Origin of the sequence: Catenuloplanes atrovinosus, assembly GCF_031458235.1 — a bacterium.
Lineage (GTDB): Bacteria > Actinomycetota > Actinomycetes > Mycobacteriales > Micromonosporaceae > Catenuloplanes > Catenuloplanes atrovinosus.
Window position 1 is genome coordinate 7140431 of record NZ_JAVDYB010000001.1, and the last position, 21841, is coordinate 7162271.

Annotated in this window: 20 protein-coding genes and 1 riboswitch; of the genes, 7 read left to right on the forward strand and 13 right to left on the reverse strand. The window is 71.8% G+C overall.

Translation table 11 applies throughout. The features are described from left to right. Positions 1 to 27: 27 nt before the first annotated feature. Positions 28 to 150, forward strand: coding sequence for a 50S ribosomal protein L36 (locus tag J2S41_RS31810; RefSeq protein ID WP_310373506.1), 123 nt, complete (start codon positions 28 to 30; stop codon positions 148 to 150). Between the two features lie 153 nt (positions 151 to 303). On the opposite strand, the gene J2S41_RS31815 is transcribed toward J2S41_RS31810, so the two are convergent. Continuing rightward, the gene (locus J2S41_RS31815) at positions 304 to 984 is read right to left on the reverse strand and encodes an HAD family hydrolase (protein WP_374728186.1); all 681 of its coding nucleotides are present in this window, start codon (positions 982 to 984) and stop codon (positions 304 to 306) included. A gap of 146 nt (positions 985 to 1130) precedes the next feature. Here J2S41_RS31815 and J2S41_RS31820 point away from each other — a divergent pair, with 146 nt between their 5' ends. Then, entirely contained in the window at positions 1131 to 4052 is a 2922-nt protein-coding gene (locus tag J2S41_RS31820) for a glycosyl hydrolase (protein ID WP_310373508.1), read from the forward strand. Between the two features lie 41 nt (positions 4053 to 4093). Here the strand turns inward: J2S41_RS31820 and J2S41_RS31825 are convergent, their stop codons facing one another. From J2S41_RS31825 to J2S41_RS31850, 6 genes are all read right to left on the reverse strand, one after another. Further along, positions 4094 to 5089, reverse strand: a complete 996-nt coding sequence (locus tag J2S41_RS31825; RefSeq protein WP_374728287.1) for a coiled-coil domain-containing protein — start codon at positions 5087 to 5089, stop codon at positions 4094 to 4096. A gap of 2 nt (positions 5090 to 5091) precedes the next feature. After that, a riboswitch (cyclic di-AMP (ydaO/yuaA leader) is annotated at positions 5092 to 5222 on the reverse strand. Positions 5223 to 5439: 217 nt separating this feature from the next. Next, a complete protein-coding gene (locus tag J2S41_RS31830; RefSeq protein ID WP_310373510.1) occupies positions 5440 to 7806 on the reverse strand; it encodes a glycoside hydrolase family 65 protein in 2367 nt (788 codons plus the stop codon). A gap of 59 nt (positions 7807 to 7865) precedes the next feature. Then, the gene (locus J2S41_RS31835; protein ID WP_310373513.1) at positions 7866 to 8618 is read right to left on the reverse strand and encodes an HAD family hydrolase; all 753 of its coding nucleotides are present in this window, start codon (positions 8616 to 8618) and stop codon (positions 7866 to 7868) included. 213 nt (positions 8619 to 8831) lie between these two features. After that, positions 8832 to 10139, reverse strand: a complete 1308-nt coding sequence (locus J2S41_RS31840) for an ABC transporter ATP-binding protein (protein ID WP_310373514.1) — start codon at positions 10137 to 10139, stop codon at positions 8832 to 8834. 170 nt (positions 10140 to 10309) lie between these two features. Next, complete coding sequence (locus J2S41_RS31845) at positions 10310 to 11515, reverse strand: glycosyltransferase family 2 protein (RefSeq protein ID WP_310373516.1); 1206 nt, start codon at positions 11513 to 11515, stop codon at positions 10310 to 10312. Further along, entirely contained in the window at positions 11515 to 13215 is a 1701-nt protein-coding gene (locus tag J2S41_RS31850) for a CDP-alcohol phosphatidyltransferase family protein (RefSeq protein WP_310373518.1), read from the reverse strand. Before J2S41_RS31850 ends, J2S41_RS31845 begins: the two co-directional genes overlap by 1 nt. Before the next feature lie 154 nt (positions 13216 to 13369). Here J2S41_RS31850 and J2S41_RS31855 point away from each other — a divergent pair, with 154 nt between their 5' ends. Beyond that, positions 13370 to 13582 carry a PspC domain-containing protein gene (locus J2S41_RS31855; protein ID WP_310373520.1) on the forward strand — a complete coding sequence of 71 codons (213 nt, stop codon included), beginning with the start codon at positions 13370 to 13372 and terminating at the stop codon, positions 13580 to 13582. A 55-nt stretch (positions 13583 to 13637) separates the two neighbouring features. On the opposite strand, the gene J2S41_RS31860 is transcribed toward J2S41_RS31855, so the two are convergent. Further along, entirely contained in the window at positions 13638 to 14369 is a 732-nt protein-coding gene (locus tag J2S41_RS31860) for a DUF4230 domain-containing protein (protein WP_310373522.1), read from the reverse strand. Positions 14370 to 14512: 143 nt separating this feature from the next. Here J2S41_RS31860 and J2S41_RS31865 point away from each other — a divergent pair, with 143 nt between their 5' ends. After that, on the forward strand, positions 14513 to 15391 hold the full coding sequence (locus J2S41_RS31865; protein WP_310373524.1) for a CDP-alcohol phosphatidyltransferase family protein: 879 nt from the start codon (positions 14513 to 14515) through the stop codon (positions 15389 to 15391). Between the two features lie 16 nt (positions 15392 to 15407). Here J2S41_RS31865 and J2S41_RS31870 read toward each other — a convergent pair whose 3' ends face one another. From J2S41_RS31870 to pdxH, 4 genes are read right to left on the reverse strand one after another with little or no spacing between them, the layout of a single operon-like run. Continuing rightward, complete coding sequence (locus tag J2S41_RS31870; RefSeq protein WP_310373526.1) at positions 15408 to 15722, reverse strand: type II toxin-antitoxin system VapB family antitoxin; 315 nt, start codon at positions 15720 to 15722, stop codon at positions 15408 to 15410. A gap of 45 nt (positions 15723 to 15767) precedes the next feature. After that, complete coding sequence (locus J2S41_RS31875) at positions 15768 to 16424, reverse strand: nitroreductase family protein (RefSeq protein ID WP_310373528.1); 657 nt, start codon at positions 16422 to 16424, stop codon at positions 15768 to 15770. Between the two features lie 10 nt (positions 16425 to 16434). Then, complete coding sequence (locus tag J2S41_RS31880; RefSeq protein ID WP_310373531.1) at positions 16435 to 17382, reverse strand: aldose 1-epimerase family protein; 948 nt, start codon at positions 17380 to 17382, stop codon at positions 16435 to 16437. A 36-nt stretch (positions 17383 to 17418) separates the two neighbouring features. After that, positions 17419 to 18063 (reverse strand): pyridoxamine 5'-phosphate oxidase, encoded by a 645-nt coding sequence (gene pdxH, locus J2S41_RS31885; protein ID WP_310373533.1) that lies wholly within the window; start codon positions 18061 to 18063, stop codon positions 17419 to 17421. Between the two features lie 116 nt (positions 18064 to 18179). Between pdxH and serC the strand changes: the two genes are divergently transcribed. The 3 genes from serC to J2S41_RS31900 all read left to right on the forward strand — a co-directional run bounded on the left by serC (position 18180) and on the right by J2S41_RS31900 (position 21153). Beyond that, positions 18180 to 19307, forward strand: a complete 1128-nt coding sequence (gene serC, locus J2S41_RS31890) for a phosphoserine transaminase (protein WP_310373535.1) — start codon at positions 18180 to 18182, stop codon at positions 19305 to 19307. Positions 19308 to 19493: 186 nt separating this feature from the next. Beyond that, positions 19494 to 20585, forward strand: coding sequence for a septation protein SepH (gene sepH, locus J2S41_RS31895; protein WP_310373537.1), 1092 nt, complete (start codon positions 19494 to 19496; stop codon positions 20583 to 20585). Positions 20586 to 20658: 73 nt separating this feature from the next. Next, complete coding sequence (locus tag J2S41_RS31900; RefSeq protein ID WP_310373539.1) at positions 20659 to 21153, forward strand: nuclear transport factor 2 family protein; 495 nt, start codon at positions 20659 to 20661, stop codon at positions 21151 to 21153. Between the two features lie 125 nt (positions 21154 to 21278). On the opposite strand, the gene thpR is transcribed toward J2S41_RS31900, so the two are convergent. Further along, positions 21279 to 21839, reverse strand: a complete 561-nt coding sequence (thpR, locus tag J2S41_RS31905; protein ID WP_310373541.1) for an RNA 2',3'-cyclic phosphodiesterase — start codon at positions 21837 to 21839, stop codon at positions 21279 to 21281. Between the last annotated feature and the right edge of the window lie 2 nt (positions 21840 to 21841).

Genomic DNA, 21841 nt, shown 5'->3' on the forward strand with positions numbered 1-21841 from the left:
GCCAAGCTGAAAATCATTGTCAGAAACATGAAGGTACGCAGCTCACTCAGGTCACTCGCCCGCAAGCCCGGCTCGCAGGTGGTCCGCCGCCGCGGCCGCGTCACGGTCGTCAACCGCCGCAACCCCCGCTGGAACGGCCGGCAGGGCTAGGACGGGCCTGTGGATCTCGTCGAGCCGAGGCGAGGTGCGGGTGTCGTCCGGCGTGCGGCGCGGAAGTCCACATACTGCTTCCCCGACGTGCGGGCAGGCGGCACCCGGGCCACGCCCGAGGCCGGCGAAGATCCGCAAGCCGCGCCGGTCGCCCTAGAAGTGCTTGCGCAGCGCGGTGAACGACGGCAGCTCGAGCACGCCGGTGTCGGCCGGGTCGAGGGCGGCGTGCTCCAGCTCCCAGGTGTGCGGGTGCGGGATGAAGACCGCGTTCCACCCGGCCCGGCGCGCCGGGATGATGTCCGACTTCGGAGAGTTCCCGATCATCCAGGTGTCGGCCGGGTCGAACGCCATCGACTCGGTCAGCCGCAGGTAGGTGGCGAGGTCCTTCTCCCGCACCACGTGCACGCTGCCGAAGTGCCCGGCCAGCCCGGAGGCGGCCAGCTTCCGGCGCTGCTCCGCGTCGTCGCCCTTGGTCAGCAGCGCCAGCTCGTGCCGGGTGCCGAGGTCGGCGAGCGTCTCCGCGACCTCCGGCATCAGCTCGACCCGGTCGAAGACCAGCGCGGCGGCCAGCTCCTCGATCTCGCGGCGCTCCGCCTCGGTGGCCGGGCGCTCGTGCAGCCGCTCGAAGCACTCCCGCAGGTTGCGCAGGAAGACGCGGCTGCCGTACCCGTAGGTGGCCGCGTTGGCGCGCTCGACGTCGTTGAGCACGGCGCGGATCGCGGCGTGCTCCAGCGTGGGGTGCGCCAGCCAGGCGAGGAAGTCGTCGACCACGCGGATGAAGAGGATGTTGTTCTCCCACAGCGTGTCGTCCGCATCGAAGACCAGGGTGCCCATGCCGGACATCCGATCACGCGGCCGGATCGGTGTCGCGCGGGTTTCCTGAGGTATTGACCACAGACCCGGTCCGTTCCTATGGTCGTATCAACCGACGTTGTTGAAACGTTTCACGAACCCGGCGGGCACCCGGGGAAAGGTCGGACATGAGTGGACTGAGGCGCCGTACCGTGCTGGCTCTGGGAGCGGGCACGCTGGCGGCCGGCTGGGGCGCGGTCCCGGCCGAGGCGGACACCGGCCGGAACGACTTCGCCCGTCCCGCGACCGGGTTACGGCCGTACTTCCGCTGGTGGTGGCCGGACGGGCTGGTCGACCCCGCGGAGATCCGGCGCGAGGTGGACCAGATCGCGGCGGCCGGGTTCGGCGGCGCGGAGATCGCGGCCGTGCACCACAGCGTGCGGGACAAGGCCGCGCTGGACACCGCCGGTCACGGCTGGGGCACCGCGGCGTGGACCCGCGGCGTCGAGGCCGCGCTCGACCAGGCCGCCCGGCGCGGCATCACCATCGACCTGACGATCGGCCCGTCCTGGCCGGCCGCGGTCCCGACCGTCACGCCGGACGGCCCGGCCGCGGTGCAGGAGCTGGCGCACGGCGTGGCCACCGTGGCGGCCGGCGGCACGTTCGACGGCCCGGTGCCGGCCTCGGTGACCGCCGCCGCGCCGTCCGTCACCCGGCAGACGCTGATCGCGGTGCAGGCGGTGCGGGTGGACCCGGCCAACGCCACGCGCAAGGAGACCGGGCTGGCCGCGGACTCCGTCACCGACCTCACCGCGCGCGTGACGGACGGGCGGCTGACCTGGACCGCGCCGGCCGACGGCGACTACCTGGTGCTCGCCTACTGGCAGCGCGGGTCCGGGCAGGAGCCGGAGTCCGGGCCGCACACCAGCCCGGACGCGTACGTGGTGGACCACTTCAGCGCGGCCGGCACCCAGGCGGTGATCGACTTCTGGGAGGCGCGGCTGCTCACGCCGCGCATCCGGGCGCTGCTGCGCCGCGCCGGCGGCTCCCTCTTCGAGGACTCGATCGAGCTGGAGACGCACGCGCTCAACTGGACGCCCGCGATGCTCACCGAATTCCAGCGTCGCCGGGGGTACGACCTGCGCCCCTACCTGCCCGCGGTGGTACGGGTGAAGGAGGCGACGGTCTACGCGTTCGACGCGGCGACGAGCCGCCGGGTGCGCGCGGACTACTGGCAGACGATCTCCGATCTGTTCACCGAGCACCACTTCGTGCCGCTGACCCGCTGGGCGCACTCGCTCGGGCTGACGTTCCGGGCCCAGCCGTACGGGCTGGAGACGGACGCGATCGCGGCGTCCGCCGTGGTCGACGTGCCGGAGGGCGAGTCGCTGGGGTTCAAGAACCTGGACGACTACCGGTGCCTGGCCGGTGGGCGGGACATGGGCGGGCGGGCGCTGCTGTCCTGCGAGGCGGGCGCGTACCAGGGCGGCGCCTACAACACCACGTGGAAGAGGCTGCTGCGCACGATGGGTGGCGCGTACGCGGCGGGGCTGAACCAGACCGTGTTCCACGGCTTCTCGTACGCGACCGCGCCCGGTGCGGCCTGGCCCGGCTTCGCCGCGTTCACGCCGTACTCCGGCGCGATCGGCTACGCCGAGTCGTGGGGCCCACGGCAGCCGAGCTGGCGGCATGCGCCGGACGTGGCCGCCTACCTGGGCCGGGTGCACCTGGCCGGCCGGATCGGCGTGAACCGGGTCGACGCGGCGGTCTTCCGGCAGAAGGGCTACAGCAAGACCGGCATCGGCGCGTCCTGGTTCACCTCGGACGGCGTACCGTCCGGGTGGACGCACCAGATGATCAGCGCGCCGCTGCTGGCGCTGCCCAGCGCGACGGTCCGCGACGGCCGGCTGGCCCCGGACGGCCCGGCCTACCGGGTGCTGCTGGTGGAGCCGGACCCGTTCTCCGGCTCGGCCGCGACGCTGGACCTGCCGTCCGCGCGCCGAATCCTCGCGCTGGCGCGGCAGGGCCTGCCGGTCGTGCTGCTCGGCGACTGGTCCGCCGCCACCGTGCCGGGCCGGGCCACCGGCGACGAGGACGTCGCGCTGCGCGCGCTGCTGGCCGAGCTGACCGCGCTGCCCCGGGTACGGACCGTGGCCGCGAAGACCGAGGTCGGCGCCGCGCTGGCGAGCCTCGGGCTGCGGCCGGCCGTCTCCTACGCGCGGACGTCCACGCTGTTGCACGGGCACCGGGTGGACCGCGGGACCGACTACTACTACCTGGTCAACGGCAAGCACGCGGAGACGGTCAAGCCGCCGGTGGCCGCGATCGACCACGACGTGACGCTGCAGCGGTCGAGCCGGACGGCGGTGCCGTACCGGATCGACCCGTGGACCGGCGCGCGTGAGCGGATCGCGGTCTACACCGCGGACGGCGACCGGGTGACGATGCGGGTGGCGTTGCAGCCGGGCGAGTCGGCGATCGTGGTGCTGGACGCGCCCGGCGCGGCGAACCGGCACGTGACCGCGACGACCGCGGACCGGGTGCTGGCCACGGAGCGCGGGCTGACGCTGCGCGCCGCGACCGGTGGCACGTACACCGCGACGCTGGACGACGGGCGGACCGTGAGCCGGACGATCCCGGCGGTGCCGGCGCCGATCCCGCTCACCCGGTGGACGCTGCGGGTGGCGGACTGGCGGCCGGGGTCCAGTGCGACCGAGACGCTCTCCGTGACGCACACGGTGGAGCTGGACGGGCTGCGGCCGTGGACAGAGCTCCCGGGGCTGGCGGACGTGTCCGGCGTCGGGCGGTACACGGCCGTGGTGGACGTGCCGGCGTGCGCCGGGGCGTACCTCGGCCTGGGCGAGGTCTTCGACACCGCCCGGGTGACCGTGAACGGGCGCGCGGTGCCGGTGAGCCCGCTGAACCCGGTGGCGGACGTGGGGCCGTACCTGCACGAGGGCCGGAACACGATCGAGGTGGAGGTGGCGACCACGCTGAACAACCGGCTGCGGGTCGCCGATCCGGCGGTCTACGGCGTGGCGCCGCGCCAGGCCTACGGGCTGACCGGGCCGGTCACGCTGATTCCGTACGGCGAGGTGCGGGTCTGGTGACGAAGGAGCCCGCGGCGCGTGCCGCGGGCTCCTTCGTCACGTCAGATGACGGATAGATGCACGTGGTTCGTATGGTCACCGGACGGGGTGCCGCCGCCCGCGTACGACTGCCAGCCGCTCGACGGTAGCCAGATCCGGCTGTACCAGATCACGTAGAGCACGCCGAGCCGGTCCGCGTTCTTGATGTAGAAGTTGGCCAGGTTGTCGCCGTAGGCCTTGTCCGCACCGAACGCGACGCCGCCGAAGCCGCTCGCCTGCGCCGACCAGTCGCAGGCCCGGCCGCGCGGATGCTCACCACCGTCCTCGGCGCTGCGATAGCAGGAGACGAAGTGGTTGAAGCCGGCCGACTTGGTCTGCTGGTAGGCGTGCAGCAGGCGGGGGGTGATGCAGCCGCCGGTCGTGGGGTCGTCCACGGTGCAGCTCTCGGCCGGGAACGAGCCGTCCGCGCCGCGCTCGGTCGCGACCGCGACCGCCGCGGAGCCGCTGCCGGACTGCACGTTCGCCGCGGCGCCGCCGCCCGCGGCCTTCAGCGCGTTCTCCGCCTGCTTCTTCCGCTTGTCCATGGTCTCGACCTGCTTCTTCTGCTCACCGATCTCAGCCTCGATGGCAGACTTCGCACGGGTGGCCTCGTCCTTGGCCTCGACCAGGTTCTGTACCTGCTTCTCCTGGTTGATCGTCATGGTCTCGAGCAACGTCGCACGGTCCATGAAACCGTTGCCCTCGGAGACGTTCAGCATCGCGACCATGGGGGCGAGGCGACCGTTGCGGTAGGTCCGGCCGGCCAGCTCGCCCACCGTCTCCTCGCGCTTCTTGAGGTCGGCCTCGATGGTCTTGAGCTCCTCGGTCAGCTCCTTCTGGCGCTTCTCCGAGGCGGCGAGCTTGTTCTTCGCCTCGATGTAGCCCTTGCTGGCCGCGTCGAGCTGCTTCCTGAGCTGTTCCGTGCCGCCCTCGTCGATCGCGTAGGCGGGCGCTGCGAACGCTGCGGTGGCAACGCTCGCCAGCAGCACGGCGAGTGCCGCTATTCGCCGTAGGCGCATCATGTTCCTCTCCTCAACCGCCGGCCGGGTTAGCTGACGGGTTCGGGATGGGAACGACACCCCTACCGCTGGCGCGGATTCACCCCACGAACGTGGTTCCCCGACTCGCTGAGCGATTTGGCGGTGGTCGCCACGGGCACCGGGCGCGCCCGCCGATGACGACCGGCGGCAAGACTACCCAGTCGCTGCTAGGACGACCGCTCTAGATCCGGAAACTTAAGAATTCCCTATAGTGACGCAAAGTGCCCGCTCAATAACAGGAAACCATAGAGACACATCGACACGGTATGCGAAAAGGCCGCCCCGGATAATCGGGGCGACCTTTCCTATACTAATTGTCGAACAGTCAATTACAGAGAGCTTGCACGACGGGCCGGTGCGCGGCCCGCGGGCTGGTGCGGCTCCGGCCCCACGTGGGTCCGCTCCGGGATTCCCATCGTCACCGGCTTGTCCGCCGACACCGTCACCAGCTCGCCGTGGTGCACAAGTGTGATGCTCTTCTCACCGGTGCCGTTACGCAGCGAATAGGTGACCTCGTCGCTGCGTACATCCACCCGCAGCCGCAGCCCGCGCCAGAGCAACGCGAACTCCATCCGGGTGATCCGCTCCGGCAGCCGCGGGTTGAACGACAGCTGGCCGCCGTGGTCCCGCATGCCGCCGAGGCCCATCACCAGCGAGATCCACGAGCCGCCGAGCGACGCCACGTGCAGGCCCTCGCGCGCGTTGTTGTGCAGGTCGTGCAGGTCCATCAGCGCGGCCTCGCCCAGGTAGTCGTGGGCGAGCTCCAGGTGGCCGGTCTCCGCCGCCAGCACCGCCTGGGTGCACGCGGACAGCGACGAGTCGCGGACCGTCCGGGCCTCGTAGTAGGCGAAGTTGCGCGCCTTCTCCTCGTCGCTGAACGCGTCGCCGCGCCACAGCATCGCGAGGACCAGGTCGGCCTGCTTCACCACCTGCTTGCGGTACAGGTCGAAGTACGGGTAGTTGAGCAGCAGCGGGTAGTTCTCCTGCGGCGTGCCCTCGAAGTCCCACTCCTGCAGCCGGGTGAAGCCCTCCGACTGCTGGTGCACGCCCAGTTCGTGGTCGTACGGCAGGTGCACGGCCGCGCCCGCGTCCCGCCAGCCGGCGATCTCCTCGTCGTCGACGCCGGCCGCCCGGGCCTTGTCCGGGTACTTCAGCGCCACGTCCGCCGCGGCGTAGAGGTTCAGCTGCGCCATCAGGTTGGTGTAGATGTTGTCGTCGACCACGGCCGTGTACTCGTCCGGGCCGGTCACGCCGTCGATGTGGAAGCGGCCGTGCCGGTCGTGGTGGCCGAGCGAACGCCACAGCCGGGCCGTCTCGATCAGCAGGTCGAAGCCGTAGTCGTGCTCGAAGTCCTCGTCACCGGTGGCGAGCACGTAACGCCGGGCCGCGTCCGCGATGTCCGCCGCGATGTGGAACGCGGCGGTGCCGGCCGGCCAGTACGCGGAGCACTCGTGCCCGCGGATGGTCCGCCACGGGAACGCGGCACCGCGCAGGCCGAGCGTCTCGGCCCGCTCCTTGGCCAGGTCGAGGGTGGCGTGCCGCCAGCGCAGCACGTCCTTGGCCGCGTCCGGCTGCGTGTACGTGAGCACCGGCAGCACGAACGTCTCCGAGTCCCAGAACGTGTGGCCGTCGTACCCGGGGCCGGTGAGCCCCTTCGACGCGATCGGCCGCATCTCCGCCCGGGCGCCGGCCTGCAGCACGTGGAACAGCGCGAAGCGCACCGCCTGCTGCACCTCCGGGTCGCCCTCGACCTTGACGTCCGAGTGGTCCCAGAACGCGTCGAGGTACTCCCGCTGCGCCGCGACCAGCCCGTCCCAGCCGGTGAGCCGGGCGCTGGCCAGCGCGGCGCCGACCTGGTCCCGCAGCGCGGGCACCGAGCGGCGCGACGACCAGCCGTACGCGATGAACTTGACGATCCGCAGCTTCTGACCCGGCTCGAGCATGCAGGCGACCGTGGTGCGCAGCCAGTCCGGGTTGCCCTCGGTCTTGACCATGTGGCGGCCCTCGGTCTCCACCACGTGCTCCATCGCGGCGGCCATCCGCAGCTTGCTCGTCTTGGTGCTGTGGATCAGCAGCCCGCCCAGTTCCTGGGTGAGCTCCTCCTCCGCCAGCAGCGGCGACTCCAGCAGCGCCGCGACCCGGGGGTCGCGCTTGGTGGGCGGCAACTGCTCGTTCGCCACCAGCTCGGACTGCACGATCACCCGGGCCGGGCCGTTGACCGGCTCGACCTCGTAGGCGATCGCGGCGATCGCGCGCTGGGTGAACGACACCAGCCGGGTCGAGCGCACCCGCACCGACCGGCCGGCCGGCGAGACCCACTCGACCTCGCGCTCCAGCGTCCCGGCCCGCATGTCCAGCACGCGCTCGTGGGAGACCAGGTCGCCGTACCGGACGTCGAACGGCTCGTCGTCGACGAGCAGCCGGATCGGCTTGCCGTTCGTCACGTTCACGATCGTCTGCCCGGACTCCGGGAAGCCGTAGCCGGCCTCCGCGTAGGGCAGCGGCCGGAGCTCGTAGAAGGAGTTCAGGTACGTGCCCGGCAGACCGTGCGGCTCGCCCTCGTCCAGGTTGGCCCGGAGGCCGATGTGGCCGTTGGAGAGCGCGAACACGGACTCCGACTGTGCCAGGACGTCGAGGTCGAGCCGCGTCTCGCGGACATGCCAGGGCTCGACCGGATAAGCCCGCTCTCGGATCACAGCGATCCCTTTCAGTGTTGATCTGAGCCCGTCGGTGAACCACCGGCGGGTTGCCGTCCCTATCGGGGCTCGCCGCCGTCCAGGAGTTCGGCGAGATCCGATACGACGATGTCGGCGCCGTGGGCACGCAACGCGTCCGCGTGCCCGACCCGGTCCACTCCGACCACAAACCCGAAGCCGCCGGCCCTGCCGGCCTCGACGCCCGCCAGTGCGTCCTCGAAAACCGCCGCGTTGCGAGGGTCGACGCCGAGCCTCTTCGCGGCGGCGAGGAACGTGTCCGGCGCGGGCTTGCCGGGCAGTCCCTCGGCCCGGGCGACCACACCGTCGACCCGTTCCTCCAGCAGATCCTCGATGCCGGCCGCGCGCAGCACGTCGCGGCAGTTGGCGCTCGCGGAGACGACGGCGGTCCGCATCCCCGCATCCCGCACCGCATGCAGGTAGGTGACCGAGCCGTCGTACACCAGTACCTTGCCCTCGGCGATGTACTTCAACACCAGGACGTTCTTACGATTTCCGATGCCGTTGACGGTCTCGGCGTCGACGCCGTCGTCCGGGGAGCCCTCCGGGAGCACGATGCCCCGGGACGCCAGGAATGTTCGTACGCCGTCGGCGCGCTGACGGCCGTCCACGTACATGAGGTAGTCGGAGCCGGGATCGAAGGGGACGAAGGGCATGCCCTCCGCCGCGGCGCGCCTGCTCAGGTACTCGTCGAAGGTCTCCTTCCAGGCCGCGTTGTGCACCAGCGCGGTCTGGGTGAGGACTCCGTCGAGATCGAACAGACAGGCAGTCACGTGAGGTGGAAGACCAAGCACCCGCTCAATTTAACTGTGAAACGGAAAGTTAACCGGATTTCGGCGGTGTCAAACCCCGGGCGCGGCGCCTCGTATGGTGCCCCTTCTCCCAGGTTATCGCCGGTCAGCCCACCTCCGTGGGAAAACGTTGAACCTTTCGTGTCGCCCGTCCGGCACAAGAGATCGCACAAAGGGTCCGTCGGTCCCGGGCCGTTCGACCCACATTGTTGATCTTCACCGCCAGCCCACGTCGATCCGGTCACCTCGCTCGTCGAAGAAGTGCAGCGCGTCCATCCGCACGCCGATCGCCAGCGGGCTGCCCGGGCGGATCGCCGGGTAGGGCGCCAGCCGGACCGCCAGCTCGGCCGGGCGCCGGTGGTGCCGCCCCGGGTCGCTCAGCACGCTCGTCCGGGTGCCGCCCGCCGCCTGCTCCTGCTCGGCCCGCTCACCGAACCGCCCGGTGAACCGCTGCACCGCCTGCCCCAGCCGCTGCATCGGCGAGACCGGCTCCGGGTCGACCTCGACCGCGGCGCCGCCCAGCTCGTCGACCAGCACCGCGGTGGCGCCCACGTCGACGAAGGCCAGCGACTCGTGGCCGTGGTGCTCCAGGTAGCGGATGCGACCCTGGAGCACGTCGCCCGGCGCGTCCGGCGCCACCGGCGTGAGCGCCTCCGCGCGCAGCCCGATCACGATGCGCTCGCCGTGGTAGTGCGAGACCACGCGCGCGCGGATGTCGTCCCACGGCAGATAGAGCGCCTGCTCGCCGAGGTTGAGCGCGACGTACCGATCGAGGTGCACGTAGACGGACGCCTCGATCAGGTTCATCCTGGGGCTGCCGAGGAACGCGGCCACGTAGAGCGTCGCGGGCCGGCCGTAGACCTCGGTGGGCGTGCCGACATCCTGCAGCACGCCCTTGCGCATGATCGCCACCCGGTCCGCCATGGTCAGCGCCTCGGCCTGGTCGTGCGTCACGTACATGGTGCTGACGCCCAGCTCGCGGACCAGGCCGGAGATCTCCGCGCGCAGCTCCGCGCGGAGCCCGCTGTCGAGGTTCGACAGGGGCTCGTCCATCAGGAACAGACCGGGGCGGCGGACGATCGCGCGCCCCATCGCCACCCGCTGGCGCTGACCGCCGGACAGCTGGCCCGGTCGCCGGCCGAGCAGCTCGCCGATGCCGAGCGCGCCGGCCACGTCCGCCACCCGCTCCGCGCGCGGTCCCGGCTCGACGCCGGAGAGGCGGAGCGGAAACGCGATGTTCTCGTTCACGGTCATGTGCGGATAGAGCGCGAAATCCTGGAACACCATCGCTATGCGCCGATCGCGGGGCGGAATCTCATTCGCCACCTCGCCATTGAGCAGCACGACACCACTGCTCGGATCCTCCAGGCCCGCGACCATTCGCAGCACCGTCGACTTGCCGCAGCCGGAAGGCCCCAGCAAGACCATGAACTCGCCGTCCTCGACGTCGAGATTGACCCTGTCGACCGCCACAGTTCCATCGGGGAACACCTTTGTGACGTCTTTGAGCGCGACGGTAGTCACCGCCACCTCCCCGCAACTTCTTCAGCCGGCCCCCGAGCTCTGTCCACTGTGACGAGCATCATCTCAACTAGCCCATCGGGTAAACGTGCCATGTTCACGGCGTAATCGCATGGTTACGGAAATCGCCCCCAACCGCCCCGCTGGCCGCTTTGACCGTTTTTACGCGTCATTTATCGGGACGAATCTTCCGATTTGATCTTGTAATCGACGGGGGTCGACGCCCGATTCACGACCGCACCTCTTCCTGTGAACATCCTGAACGCGGCGGCGGACAGGCGCCGAGGCATCGCGCGGCGGGCCCGGTAGAGCCGGCGAGGCAGATACGGCAGGCCGTCGTCCAGGAACGGCAGCGCGTGATAGCGGCGCAACCCGCGCCGGACCACCGGCACGCGGCCGTCCCGGCTGGCCCGGATCACCGTCAGCAGCTCCGGCACGCGGCGCTGCCGCACCAGGTGCCACTGCACCCGGGTAGCGGCCGGCAGCCCGTCCAGCACCCGCTGCGGCACCCGGTCCAGGAACGCGGCGCACCGGTCCAGGAACATCGTGCGGTAGTCGTCGTCGGCCTCGGGCAGCACACGCAGATAGAAGGCCAGGTCGGAGCGGACGGCGGAGGCGTCGTACCAGGCGCGCAGGTCCTCCCAGCCGCCGTCGCCCAGGAAGCGGCTGACGCGCTCCACCCCGGCGTACCGGTCCGCGAAGTTCCGCGGCTCCTCCCGGCGCTGGGTGATCGACCGGTCGTCGCCCTCGCGCCGCCGCCAGTGATAGACCGGCTCGTGCAGCACGTCCACCGCGCGGGCCAGCACGTGCGCCGGCACCATCACGGGCGTGTCCTCGTAGAGCACGCCCTCCGGGAACGCCAGCCCCTGCCGCTCCCAGAAGTCCCGGCGGAAGACCTTGTTCCAGGCGGTACGGTCGCCGAGCAGCTCGCGGTCGCGGGTCACGTGCGTGCGCAGCCGGGTGTGCGTGAAGATCCGCGCGTGCATGCGCGACGGGTGCAGGCCCCGCGAGTCCAGGCGCAGCGTGTTCCCGGTGGCGAAGTCCGAGCCGGTCCGGGCCAGCGCGGCGGCCAGCCGCCCGGAGGCGCACCGGGGCAGCACGTCGTCGCTGTCCACGAACTGCAGCAGCGAGCCGCGCGCATGCCGTACCCCGGTGTTGCGGGCCGCGCCCAGCCCCGCATTGGGCTGGGTGATCAGCCGGAACCGGTCGTCGCGGGCGGTGAACGCGGCCGCGATCCGCCCGCTGTCGTCGGTGGACCCGTCGTCGACCAGCACGACGTCGAGGTCGCGGTACGTCTGCGCCGCGATCGACTCCAGGCACTCCACGAGATAGGGCGCCACGTTGTGGACCGGCACGACGACACTGAGCACGGAGCCCATCAGCGGGCCTGCCTTCCTGGGACGAGATCGGGCTCAGCATCCCCCGCCGGGCGCGGCGCGCCCGGCAACCGCGCATCGCGCGTACGGGTGGTGCTGACCCGGCGGGCCAGCACCATCAGCGTGTAGGCCGCGACCGCCGGGACGGCCACGCCGCCCAGCACCGCCACCGCGAGCGACCGCCCGGACCAGCCCGGCTCCCAGCGCGGCCGGTAGCCCGCACCGGCCCGCGCGGTCAGATCGTAGTGGTGCATGGCCACCGCGAAGACCAGCGCGAACACCAGCCACGGCGGCACCCGGTGGACCACGCCCGCGCCGATCAGCAGCGAGAACTCGAGCAGGCGCAGCCCGGCCGGCAGCAGCCAGTCCAGCGGGCCGGTGACCGCGGGGAGCCGCCGCGCGAGCCACCCGTCGTCGCGCGCCGGGACCGGGTCGGCGGTCGCGAGCACGCTCACCCGCATGGCGCGCGACCGCAGCCCGCGCAACGCCAGCGTGTAGAGCAGCGCGGCGCCGCCCCAGCCGAGCACCGCGAGCAGCGCGGCGCGGCCACCGGCGCACGCGGCCAGCACGCCGATCAGTGCCCAGCGCTCGCCGATCGGGAAGACCACCACGCGCTTCAGCCAGTAGACCGGCGACCGGCCGTCCGCGATCACCCGGTCGGAGAGCCGGCCGAGCGCGCCGCCGGTCCGGCCGCGCGGCGCGGCGGTGTCGTGCAGCGTGGCGTACCAGGAGTCGGTCGCGTGCCGCACGGTCTGCGCCGCCATCGCCGCGACCGCGAGCCACCAGGCGCCGTCGTGGCCGAGCCGCACCGCGCCCGCGGCCAGGCCGGCGTAGACCGCGTACTCCTTGGCCCGGTCCGCCATGGTGTCCAGCCAGCCGCCGAGCGGCGTGAACCGGCGGGTGTAGCGCGCCACCTGCCCGTCCACGCAGTCCAGCACGAACCCCAGGTAGAGCAGGACCGCACCGGCGATCATGGCGGGCCGCGACGCCTGCGCGAAGCCGAGCGCGGCCGCCAGCGCGCAGAGCACGGAGAGCACGGTCACCGCGCTCGGGGTGAACCCGAGTCGCGCGCACGCCCGGGTGATCACCGGTGACCAACTGCTGACCAGGAACGTGGCGACGAAGTCGTCGCGCTCCTTCACCGCGAGCCGCAGCCGCGCCCGCTCCTCGTCGATCCCGGCGAGTTCCGCCTCGGCCTCGGCCACCTCGGCGCCGCTCGCGCAGCGCCGGGCCGTCAAAAGCCGCAGCGGGTACGCACGGACCCGCGCGCCGTCCGCGACCAGGCGCTCCAGCAGCGCGTCCAGGTCGTCCGTCCCGGCGCGCCGCACGGCGTGCGCCGCCCGCGCGCGATCGGTCCCAGCCAGCCGCAGCGCGCCGAGGAACACGGCCGGGCCGTCCGCCGCGCCGCCGATGATCATGCCGCGCGCGATCACCGGCCGGAGCCCACGCTTCCCCGCGCCGGTCAGCGCCACCGCTTGCCCACCCGGCTCGGTGGCCAGGTGCCGGAACACCGCGTCGTGCGCGACCAGGTCCGCGGCGACCAGCAGGACCGGCGCGGTGCCGGCGCACAGCACCGTGGCCAGGTCCGCCGCCGTGTCCGGCTCCACGATCCGGGTCGCTCCGGCACGGCGGAGCTGATCTCTCAGCCGGTCCCGGCGGGCGGTCTCGACGGCGGCTCCGGCCGTCAGCACTGCGAGCGTCACGCCTCGCTCAACCCGATATCGGCCGCTTAGTGGCGACTCCCTACGGGAATGACGGAAGAGATCCCCTTCGGGACGGACGACGGACTAGCGCCCGTTTCTTACCGTTGAGTCATCGGCACAACACACAGTGCCACGAACTGAGGAGTTGAGCACCATGGCCTCGTCGCCTCGCCGCCTCTCCCGGCCGCGCGACAACCGTTGGATCGCCGGCGTCTGCTCCGGCCTGGGCCGCCGTTTCGGGCTCGGTGCCGGCACCGTCCGGCTTCTCTTCGTGCTGTCCTGTCTGCTGCCCGGTCCGCAGGTGTTGCTCTACCTCGCGCTGTGGATCCTGCTGCCGAACGAGGAGCGGTACTCCACCGCGCACTGACCTCGCCGCTCGCGACGGCCGCCGGGGTTCCCGGCGGCCGTCGCCGTGCCGGGCGTCAGGGCGCGGTGTAGGTGACCGTCACCCGCTCGTAGCCGAGCGACTTGAGCAGCCCTTCCAGCATCTTCGTGGTGTTCTCCTGGGCGCGCTGCGGCAGCTCGCTCTCCCGCGCGGCCGCCTCGATGCGCTCCTCGGAGAGCACGTAGATCGCCTGCTGCTTGTTCGGATCCTGGCCGAACATGTCGCCGATCCGGTTGAGCAGGCCCTTCTCCTCGGAGAAGACGTAACTCTTCTCCTGGTCCAGGTTCGCCTCGCCGAGCTGCGGGGCGGGCAGCGTGATGGTGGCGCTCTTGCCGTCCTCCGACACCACGATCGCGTCCTCGGAGATGGTGCTGAAGTCGACATATGCCTCGACGGAGCCGGCGGCCACGAACAGCGTGCGCTCGTTGAGCAGGAAGTCCGGCACGTTCTCCCGGTTGCGCTGGGTGTCCACCACGACCTGGAAGTTGCCCTCGGCCGCGACGTACCGACTCAGATCCTTGATCGACTCCAGCAGCGGCGGCTGGCTGCGGTCGGTCTGCTGCTCCGCGAACGGGTTGGTCAGGCGGTCCAGCAGGCCGGTGGTGGTGCGCACCACGACCAGGCCGCCGACCAGCGCCACGAGCAGGAGCGCCACCAGCCAGAACACGCCCCGGCGGCGACGCTCGGGCTCCGCGGCCGTCGTCGTCTCCGGCGCGTCCGGCACCGGCATCTCGGTGGTCGGTTGGTCGATTCCCTTGTTGCCGCCCATCGCGGCTCACCCGCCCTTGCAAGCGCAGTTACTCCTACCCCAAACGGTACGGGTGGGGTACGACAGTCGCGAATCGAGCGCAACCCGTACCCTTATGGTCGGTTTTGCGTATTGTGTTGTTAACCGTCCGAAGGGTAACGATGGTGTCCACGTTCTCCGCCGAGCGGGTCCGCGCCACGCTCAAGGACCGCGACGCCTGGTGGACGGTGCTTCTGGTCGACCCGGTCGCGACGCCGATCGTGCGGCGGGTGGCCGGCTACCGCTGGGTCACGCCGAACCGGATCACGCTGGTCGCGTTCCTGCTCGGGCTGGTCGCCGCGGCCGCGTTCTGGCAGGCCACGTGGGGGTGGCTGGCCGTCGGCGCGCTGCTGTTCCACCTGAGCTTCGTGCTCGACTGCATGGACGGCAAGGTGGCACGGCTGCGCGGCGACGGCTCCGCGTTCGGCGCCTGGCTGGACTTCATCGGCGACCGGATCAAGGACCTGACCTGCACCGCGGGCCTGTTCGGCGGGCAGTGGGCGGTCACCGGCGACGACCGCTGGCTCGGCCTCGGCGCGCTGGTGCTGTTCGTCAACATGTTCCGCTACCTCAACGGCGCACAGATGAACAAGGTGCGCGACGACATGCGCGAGCGGATGGAGCGGGCGCGGCGCGCGGCCGGGCTGGACGGCGGCCTGCGCTGGGTCGAGGAGGCGATGGACGTGCTCCCGGCCGGCACCGCCTCGGCCGGCGCCTCGGTCGCGGACATCAACGACGACTTCCGGGCGCGGTACGGCCGGTTCGTCGGCCTGCGGAACGCGCTGCGCCGGTACCGCATCCGCCCGCACCTGGTCAGCGGCATCGAGTTCCAGATGTTCGTGTTCATCGTGGGCCCGCTGACCGGCCGCGTCGCGCTGGTCACGCTGGTCACCGGCGCGTTGCTGCTGGTCTTCGAGGCCGGCCTGATCTACAAGCTGTGGCTGTCCACCCGGTCGTTCGAGCGGCAGCTGGCCGCGCTGCGGGAGTCCGTCACCGCGGGATGACGGACTCCACCGGCGATCAGCCCGGAGCCTCGGTGAACTCGCTGAACAGGAACACCCGGGCGTGGATCTGATTGCGCTGCTGGAGGGCCGCGCGCAGCGCCCGGTGCAGGCCGTCCTCCAGGTACATGCCACCGTTCCACTGCACGACGTGCGGGAACAGGTCGCCGTAGAACGTCGAGTCCTCCGCCAGCAACTTGTCCAGCGCCAGCTCGCGCTTGGTGGTGATCAGCTGATCCAGCCGGATGGGCCTCGGCGGGATCTCCGCCCACTGCTTCAACGTGAGCCCGTGCTCCGGATAGGGCCGACCGTCCCTAACCCCCTTGAAGATCACGACGGCACGCTCCCCTCCCCTGTTCCGTGCCCGGCCGTAGTCAGCCTAGCGACCCGGACCGGCGGATGATTCGTCCCCGCTCACGCCGCCCCGCCGAGTCCAGCGACCCCGGTGGATGACCTCGGCCTGCGGGCGGCGACCCCGCTTCAATGACGGCGAGCGACGATCTGGTGCACGGTATCCGATCGTCAGCGCGCCCACGGGGACGAAGTCCTCGGGCACGCCGAACGATTCCCGGTACGCGGACGTGCGCTCCGGCGGAATGCCGAAGAAGCATGCGCCCAGCCCCTCGTCCACCGCCGTCAGCAGCATCATCAGCGCGGCCATGCCGGCGTCGATGTCCCAGTACGGCACCGGCCAGCGCCGCTCGTCCCGGTCCGACCAGCCCTTGTCCGGTTCCGCGTACCGATCGAGGTAGGCCGAACGGTTCGAGTGCGGCACCACGATCAGCGGCGCCCGGCTCATCCCGGTCAGCCAGCCGCTCATCCCGGACGCCGGATCCTTCGGGCTGGTGGCCGTCCAGAACCGGGCGCGGTCGGCCGGATCCTCCAGCACCAGGAAGCCCCAGCCCTGCGAGAAGCCGGCCGAGGGGGCGCGCACCGCGTGCGCCAGCAGCCGGTCCACCACCTCGGGCGGCACCGGCCGGTCCGGGTCGTAGTTGCGGACCATCCGGCGCCTGCGCACCACCTCGGCGAACTCCATGCCGGGCCGCTTAGGAGGCCGGCACCGGCGTGATGCCCCAGACGCCGCGCCACGCGTCGCCCGGGTCCAGCACGATCAGGCCACGGCCCGACCGGAACGCGTCCGGCGGGCAGGTCATCGGCTCGATGGCGACCGCCTTGCGGTACCGGTCGCCGCTCAGCGTGTCCGAGGTGAAGACCTGCCACCAGCCGAACGAGTCGTCGCCCCAGATCCGCACCTCGGCGCCGCCGCCGGCCAGCACGACCGTGGACGTGCCGTCCGCCGCGTGCTCCACGTCGCCGAACGCGGTGTCCAGCACCGCGGCGCCGATCCGGCGGCCCTCGGTGTAGTCGAACTCGGTGCCGGCCACCTTCGACGCGCCGATCGGCAGCAGCCGCGAGTCGACCAGCAGCCGGTTCCGCGCGGGCAGCGTCAGCGTCAGCTCGTCCACCGGAACGCCGGGGATCTGCAGGTACGGGTGGACGCTGAAGCCGAACGGGACCGGCTGGGCCGCCAGGTTCGTCACCTCGTGCGTCGCCCGCAGCCCGGCCGCGCTCACCTGCCAGGTGGTGCGCAGCCGCAGCGGCCAGGGGTAACCGGGCTGGGCCGGCATCAGGTACTCCAGCGTCACCGCGTCGGCCGACTGCTCGACCGCGTGCCAGCGGGCGTAGTTGACCAGGCCGTGCAGCGCGTTGTTGCGCTCCGGCTCCGTGATGAACAGCTGGTACTGCGTGCCCTCGAAGGTGTACTGCCCGTCCCGGATCCGGTTCGGCCAGGGCGCCAGGATCTGGCCCGCGCAGCCGGCCGCGAGCTCGTCGTCGCCGTACCCCGACACGTGGTCCACGCCGTTCGCCCGATAGGACCGCAGGCCACCGCCCACCTCGACGACGACGGCCTGGTGGCCGTCCGCGGCGATGGTCCACTGTGTCCCGGAGAGCGGCTCGGCAGCGGCCCCGGACTGGTGCGCGACAGAAGTCATGGTCGAACTTTAGCCAGCGTAGGGGTTAACGCGGGCTCAGGGAGCCAGCCGTTCGATGGCCCACCCGCCGGCTACGCGGCGGTAACGCAGCCGGTCGTGCAACCGGCTCGGCCGGCCCTGCCAGAACTCCACGCTTTCCGGCACCACGCGCAGCCCGCCCCAGTGCGGCGGGGGCGGCACCTCCGTGTCCGGGCCGAACCGCGCGGCGGCCTCCTCGAACGCGGCCTCCAGCTCGTCCCGGCCGGTCAGCACCGTGGACTGCGGGCTGGCCCAGGCGCCGAGCTGCGAGCCGCGCGGGCGGGTCGCGAAGTAGGCCTCGGTCTCGGCCCGGTCGACCCGCTCGATCCCACCGCGGACCAGTACCTGGCGGTGCATCGGGTGCCACGGGAAGAGCAGCGCGCCGTGCGGGTTGGCGGCCGCCTCCGTACCCTTGCGGGACCCGTAGTTCGTGAACAGCGTGAAGCCACGCGCGTCCACGTCCTTGAGCAACACGGTACGGCTGCTCGGGCGGCCCTCCGCGTCCGCGGTCGAGAAGATCATCGCGTTCGGCTCGGGCAGCGGGAAGGCCTGCGCCTCGGCGAACCAGCGGGCGAACTGGGTGGTCCAGTCGGCGGCCAGGTCCGCACGGCGCAGCCCGTGGTCGGGATGGTACTCGCGGCGCATTCCGGCAAGGTCGGACATGTGGTGCACGGTAATGGCTTTCCCGGTCGGGTGGACCATGTGGGATCGTCGTGTACGCGCGCCTCGTCATCCGGGAGCATGGAGGCGACCGACTCGCGGAAGGACCCTGGATCACCGTGGCTGACCCGTCGACGATTCGCATCCCCGACGACCTGCTGCCCGCCGACGGCCGCTTCGGCTGCGGCCCGTCGAAGGTCCGGCCGGAGGCGGTGGAGGCGCTGTCCCGCGTGTCCCGGACGTACCTCGGCACCTCGCACCGGCAGAAGACGGTGCGGAACGAGGTCGCGCGCCTGCGCCGCGGGCTGGCGGAGTTCTTCTCGCTGCCGGACGGCTACGAGGTGATCCTCTCCAACGGCGGCACCACCGCGTTCTGGGAGAGCGCGGTGTTCGGCCTGATCCGCGACCGCGCGCAGTTCGCCACGCACGGCGAGTTCGGCGCGAAGTTCGCCACGGCGGTACGGGCCGCGCCGTTCCTGGGCGAGCCGACCGTGCACAGCGCCACGCCCGGCACCGCGGCGGCGCTGACCGCGGAGGCCGGCGTGGACGTCTACGGCATCCCGCAGAACGAGACGTCGACCGGCGTGTCCGTGCCGGTGCGCCGGGTGCCCGGCGCGGACCCGGACGCGCTGATGCTGATCGACGCCACCTCCGGCGCGGGCGGCCTGGACGTGGACGTGGCCGAGACCGACGTCTACTACTTCGCGCCGCAGAAGTGCTTCGGCTCGGACGGCGGCATCTGGATCGGGCTGTTCTCGCCGGCCGCGATCGCGCGCGCGGAGGAGATCAAGGCGTCCGGGCGGTACATCCCGGCTTTCCTGGACGTGGTCACCGCGATCGAGCAGTCCCGGCTGGAGCAGACGTACAACACGCCGGCGCTCGCCACCGTGTTCCTGGCCGCGGAGCAGACCGACTGGATGCTGTCGCAGGGCGGGCTGGCCTGGGCCGCGAAGCGCACGGCGGAGAGTGCGTCGATCATCTACGGGTGGGCGGCGCGCTCGTCGTTCGCGACGCCGTTCGTCACCGACCCGGCCGTGCGGTCCACCGTGGTGGCCACCATCGACCTGGACCCGGCGGTGTCCGCGGACGCGGTCTCCGCGGTGCTGCGGGCGAACGGCATCGTGGACACCGACTCGTACCGCAAGCTGGGGCGCAACCAGCTTCGGGTGGCGCTGTTCCCGGCCGTGGAGCCGTCCGACGTGGAGCGTCTGACGCACTGCATCGACCACGTGGTGGAACGACTTTAGTGATACTTTGTCCGCTTTCAGCGAAATCGGACGCTTAGCGAGATCAATTCGGGCTGGTCAGCGACACGCGGTGTGGCTTACTCCCATCGTGGGAAGATTGCGCGTACCGTGTCCGGGAAGGCTCCGAGCGCATCGTGTGCTAGGGGCAGGCCAGCCCAGCGAGACCGACGGGACGGAGGCAACGCGATGCGACCGGTTCGCTTCGTCGCCCTCTCCGAGGACGGCCAGGCCCTGGTACTCGCCGACGAGGTCGGGCGACTCCTGGCACTCCCCATCGACGAGCGCATCGCGGGTGCGCTGCACACCGAGCCCGGCGGAGGCGGCGTCGCCCTCGCCGTGGCCGGCACCGCCACCGAACTCAAGGCCACGCTGGCCCCGCGGGACATCCAGGCCCGCATCCGGGCCGGCGAGTCCGCCGACGACGTCGCCCGGATCGCGGGCGTCCCGGTCGACCGCGTGCTCCGCTACGCCGGCCCCGTGCTCCAGGAGCGGGCCATGCTCGCCCAGCACGCCCGGCGCACCCGGCTGAAGACCTCTGAGCGCGGCGCGCCGCTGGCCGAGGTCGTCGACGGCCGCCTCGCCCAGCACGGCATCGACACCGAGAAGATCTCCTGGGATGCGTATCGGCGGGAGGACGGCACCTGGCGCATCATCGCCACCTGGCCGTCCGGCAAGGCCACCGCCCAGGCCTCGTGGGACCTCGACAAGTCCCGCCAGGTCGTGGCGCCGCACGACGACATGGCGCAGTACCTCTGCGCCGAGCGCCCCACGCCGATCCTCGGCCAGGAGCCGGCCCCCGAGCGCAGCGGCCACGGCCTGCCCACCCCGTCGCGCACCGAGCCCGGCCGCGGCGGTCACGGCCTCCCCGGCGCCACGACCGAGAAGCCGCGCCCCGCGCGCGACCTCGGCCGGGACCCGATCCGTGCCGGCCGCGACGCGCTGCTCGCGTCCCTCGACCGCCCGCTCGGCCAGAGCTCCGGCCGCTCACTCGACCCGGCCGCCCTGACCGAGTCGGTCCGCCCCCGCTCCGCCCCCACCGTGGGCGGCGCCGCCTCCCTGCTCGGCGGCGGTGCCGGCTCCGCCTTCGACGACGACGCGGACCTCCCCAAGGAGGTGCCGGCCGTGCCGTCGCTGGCCGTCCTGCGCCCGCGCCGGACGACCAACTCCGGTCAGGGCACCGCCGAGTCCACCGACGCCTCCGGCAAGCCCCGCAAGCGCCTCCCGAGCTGGGACGACGTCCTCTTCGGCGGCGGACCAGCGGCCCGCGAGACAAGCTGACTCCCTTCATCACCGAACGGCGGCGTGACTTTCACGCCGCCGTTTCCCGTTCCTGCCACCAGCCGGAGTTCTCGTGGTTCAGTCCTATGACGCCGTCACCGCATGGCGGGCCGCCGGCGAGGCCGGTGACGCCGCCGGTGCGGTCGCCGCACTCAGCCCTGACGTCACGCTGGTCTCGCCGATCACCGAGCGGTTCACCTTCCAGGGCCACCGCCAGGTACGCACCCTGCTCGACGTGGCCCTGGCCGTCATCGACGACCTCACCTACACCGACCAGGTCGCCGAGGCCCGCACCGTGGCGCTCTTCTACGAGGCGAGGATCGGCACGACGCGCCTCTACGAAGCCCAGCGGCTCCGCCTGGGCGACGACGGCCTGATCCACCACATCACCCTCTACGTCCGGCCACTGCCGGCACTCACCCTGCTGATGACCCGTCTCGGCCCCGATCTGGCCCGGCGCAACGGACAACCCGGCCTGGCCCGCCTGATCCCGCTCGCCAGCGGCATGCTGCACTCGATGGCCACCACCGGCGAACAACGAATCATGCCGAGAGCGGCACCCCGATGACCTCACACCGCTCTCGCAGTCGACGTAGCTGATCGATCATCTCCTCAAGGCGTTCCTCATCGGTCACGCGATCACCCTGGAGGGCGACGCGGCACCTGACAACACCTACCGGGCCCTGCGACCCGCTAGATCGGATAGCGGCCCAGTTCCGTATACACCGGGCTCGGGCCCAACTGGCTTCGCATCAGGCGGAGGCTTGTCGCCGGCCACTCGGGGCCCGAGTAGGCGTCCAGGGCCGCGCGGTCCTGTTCCACCTGAGCGGCGTCGATCCGGTCGCCCGGTCGTGCCAGGGTCAGGTGCGGCCGGAAGGGGCGGTCGTCGAACGGCAAGCGGGACCGCTTGAGCGCGTGCCGGATCGCCCGCGCCGACGACTGGAGACGATCGACGTCGCCGGTCAGCCCGGCCCACAGGATGGTGAACCGGCCCCGCCCGAACCGCCCACCCCCGGCGATGCGGAGGCGGGCGGGCGGCGTACCGGCGGATGGGGTCGCCTGCCGGAAGGCCGCGTCCACGTCGGTCAGCCGGTCGTCCGGGACCTCGCCGAGGAAGACGAGGGTCACGTGCCACTGTGCCCGCGGCGCGAGCCGCGTATTGACCCGTGCGGTGCTGATGTGCAGGCCGCTGACGTGCGCCGCCAGGTGGGCGCACGCCTCCTCGGGCGGGTAGATGCCGGCGAACAGGCGCACCC